At 65.7% G+C, this 3,674-nt stretch carries 4 protein-coding genes; 2 read left to right on the forward strand and 2 right to left on the reverse strand.

Features of this window, described 5'->3' with window-relative positions:
* Positions 1-284: 284 nt before the first annotated feature.
* Positions 285-713, reverse strand: a complete 429-nt coding sequence (locus tag AAGA11_22755) for a hypothetical protein (protein MEM9605697.1) — start codon at positions 711-713, stop codon at positions 285-287.
* Between the two features lie 233 nt (positions 714-946).
* Between AAGA11_22755 and AAGA11_22760 the strand changes: the two genes are divergently transcribed.
* Positions 947-2,338, forward strand: coding sequence for an MmgE/PrpD family protein (locus tag AAGA11_22760; protein ID MEM9605698.1), 1,392 nt, complete (start codon positions 947-949; stop codon positions 2,336-2,338).
* 115 nt (positions 2,339-2,453) lie between these two features.
* On the forward strand, positions 2,454-3,317 hold the full coding sequence (locus AAGA11_22765; GenBank protein ID MEM9605699.1) for a phosphosulfolactate synthase: 864 nt from the start codon (positions 2,454-2,456) through the stop codon (positions 3,315-3,317).
* Between the two features lie 90 nt (positions 3,318-3,407).
* Here AAGA11_22765 and AAGA11_22770 read toward each other — a convergent pair.
* Positions 3,408-3,674 (reverse strand): peroxiredoxin (locus tag AAGA11_22770; protein ID MEM9605700.1); only part of this gene is annotated, 267 nt, incomplete at its 5' end.

Consider the following 3,674-nt stretch of genomic DNA (forward strand, 5'->3'; position numbering starts at 1 on the left):
GCGAACTGCGCGTCCGTGATCGGCTGGCTCAGGTCCACGCCGCGGATCTCCGCGCCGAGGTTGGGCGCGAACGGCGTCGCGGTGATGTGCTCATAGTGGTGTTGCGTTACGGCAACCATGGCGGCGTCCTCCAGGTGTGGTTGTTGCGCCAGACCCGGCCATGCCGGTCAGGCTGCAGTCTCCGCCCGCGCTGATCCGCACGGGCGCGTTGGGGCGGTTTGCGCGCCCTGCGATTGGGCCTGACACAGCACGCGGCGCGTCGTTCGCAGGCGACCGCATCACACTCACCGCTCGACCGCCACGGCACACCGCCGAGCCACGCGCCAGCTCGCCCGGTGCACCGCGTGCAACAAGGCATCGTGACCGCTGCGGGGGATCGAACGGATCGGCCTGAGCGCGGGCGCCGGATCCGGTCGCGGTGACCGCGGCAGGGTCTGCGACACCAGATCCAGCAGTTGCTCCTCCACCCCACTCAGCAGGTCAGTGCCCTCACCGGTCGACGATGCGTCCACGCCGACGGCGGCACAGGCATCGAACAGCGGGCCGAGCCAGGGATAGAGTGCGTCAGCCTTCAGTGCGCGTGCGATGGCGTGCTCCGCGACGGCCCGAGGGGGCCCCAACCGCTGCCAATCGCGGTAGAGCATCACCACCAGGCCCTCATCGTCAGTCAGATCCGAAAAGCCGATCGGCACGGTGTTGTCGGGCGAAGTCATGTCGGCAAGGGCCCCGGATTGGACGGTGTGTTGCGGCATTCGACCGCGTCGTGCGGTTTGCTGACGCGAGTTTACCCTATTCTAAATGCGAATCATTCGTATTTCGATTTATACTGTGCTGTGTGCGATCGCACGAGACGCTGGGTCTGCCACGCCGAGCCGAACCTACCGGCTGAGGCCGGGGACCGGCGCCTGCGCCGTCGCGATCCCCCAAAAGCAACCGGACACCCGCCATGCGCCATTCAACGCAACACCAGCCCGACACCCTGGCGCGCCAGCTCGGCCGGTTCGTGGCGAGCGCCGACCACGCGACCCCCAGTGCGGGCGCCCGCGACGAGTTGAAGAAGCGCATCCTCGACACGCTCGGCGTGGCCATCGGCGCGCTCGACGGCGAACCGATCCGAATGATCCGCGAACACCAGGCGGATTTCGGCGGCGCGCCACTCTGCACCTTCATCGGTGGCGGCAAATCGTCACCGGACCGCGTTGCCTTCTACAACGGCGCGCTGTCGCGCTACCTCGACTTCATGGACAGCTACCTCGCCAAGGGCGAGACCTGCCACCCCTCGGACAATTTCGGTGCCGTGTTAGCGGCGGCCGAATACCGCGACGCCTCGGGCGACGACCTGCTCTCGGCCATGGCCGTGGCCTACCAGGTCCAAAGCCGCTTGTGTGACGAAGCACCGGTGCGCCACAAGGGCTTCGACCACACCGTGCAAGGCGCCTACGCCTCGGCCGCCGGCGTGGCACGCGCGCTGGGCCTCGACGCCGAGAAAACCGCTATGGCGATTGCCATCTCCGGCACCTGCAACAACGCATTGCGGTGCACCCGTACCGGTGCACTGAGCCACTGGAAAGGCCTCGCCTACCCCAACACCGGCTTCGTCGGCGCCCACGCTGCCTTCCTCGCCCACCGCGGGATCACCGGCCCAGAAGCCGTGTTCGAGGGCAACAAAGGCTTCCAGGAGGCAATCGCCGGCCCGTTTTCGATCGACTGGGCCAACGAAGACCTCGAGCGCGTCCAGCGTTCGATCATCAAGAAGTACAACGCCGAGATCCACTCACAGTCGTCCATCGAGGGAGCGCTGGAACTGCAAGCCAAGCACGGCTTTGGCTGGGATCAGGTCGAGCACATCGAGATCGATATTTTCGACGTTGCCTACCACATCATCGGTGGCGGCGAAGAGGGCGACAAGACGGTCATCCGCACCAAGGAAGAGGCCGACCACAGCTTGCGGTACATGGTGGGTGTGGCACTGATTGACGGCGCGGTGTTGCCGGTGCAGTACGCCGAGGAGCGCATCACACGGGACGACATCCAGTCCCTGCTGCAGCGTTTTACCGTGCGCCCGAAGCCCGCGTACACCGACCGCTTTCCCGACAACCTCTGCAGTCATCTCACGATCAGGCTCAAGGACGGCACCGCCCACACCGTTTTCAAGTTCGACTACGAGGGCTTCCACACCCGGCCCATGTCGTGGGAGACGGTCGAGGCCAAGTTCACCCACCTGGCGGCGCCGTTCACGTCGGAGCGGACCCGCGATGCGCTGGTGGACGCGTGCAAACACCTCGAGCAGGTCAGCGCGCGCGAACTGGCCGCGATCCTGGGCGACCTCGACGCGTGAGCCGCGCCCGCACAGCGGGCACCGCCCGCGCCGTTCCCTTTTCACCTGGCAGCGTCACCGCTGCCCTGTCCCCTGTCACCAACACCCGCTTTACCCCCAACCCGAGGACACACCGATGCTGAATCTCGACCCCAACGACGCGCGCGAACAATCCGACGTGTGGCAGAACCGGTCCTTCCCGTACATACCCATGAACGAGCGCGACCCCAAGCCGCGCCAGAAGTCGATCACGGAGATCCGTGGGCCCTACTACGCCATGACGCCGCTCACCTACACCCGGGAGTTGCTCGAGGGCATGGGCGAACACGTCGACGGGTACAAGTACGCCGGAGGCTCGTTCTCCTTGATGCCGGCCGAGTTCGTCAAGAAGTTGAACCGCATCTGCCACGACCACGGCGTGTACGTCTCGACCGGCGGTTGGATCGAGAACGTGCTCTCGCGCGCGCCGACCCAGGTGGATGCCTACATCGAGGAGTGCAAACGGCTCGAGTTCGACATGATCGAACTCTCCACCGGTTTCATCCAGTTGCCGGTACCGGACTTGCTGCGCTTGATCGAGAAGGTCAACAAGGCCGGGCTCAAGCCGAAGCCCGAGATCGGCATTCAATTCGGTGCCGGGGGCGACACCTCGCAGGCCGAGCTCGAAGCCGAAGGCACACGCGACCCGCAGATCCTCATTGACACCGCCAACGAAGCGCTGAACGCGGGCGCATCGATCATCATGATCGAGTCCGAGGGCATCACCGAAAACGCCGACCCCTGGCGCACCGATGTCGCGGCCAAGATCATGAAGGAAGTGGGCATGGAGAACGTGATGTTCGAGGCAGCCGACCCCGAAGTCTTTTCCTGGTACATCAAGAACTACGGCATCGACGTCAACATGTTCATCGACCATTCGCAGATCGTGCAGCTAGAGTGCCTGCGCCGCGGCATCTGGGGCACCAAGTCCACGTTCGGCCGCATCACCACGCACCGGTAGGGGACGCGCGAGCGGCGCTGGCCTGCGCGTCGCCGCACACGTGTCCGTCAACGGGCACCCGCGGTCCGCGCGGGCGCCCGTTCAACCGCCTCAGCCCGGGTGTGCCTGCAGCCAGGCCAGAACCTGCTCGGCGTTCTTGTCCGGCGGGAAGACCGGGTAGAACACCTTCACGATGCGCCCGGCCCGAAGGATCAGCGTAATGCGGCGATAATAGGCTGGCACGCCAGCGGGGACGTCGAGCAGGGGCAGTTGCAGCGCCTCGCGCAACACCAGTGCGCTGTCGCTGATGAGTGGAAACGGCAGGTGCAACCGCGCCACCTCTCCGCCGAGATAGTCCACAGCCTGGGTCGAGAGCCC

Source organism: Pseudomonadota bacterium (assembly GCA_039196715.1).
Lineage (GTDB): Bacteria > Pseudomonadota > Gammaproteobacteria > CALCKW01 > CALCKW01 > CALCKW01.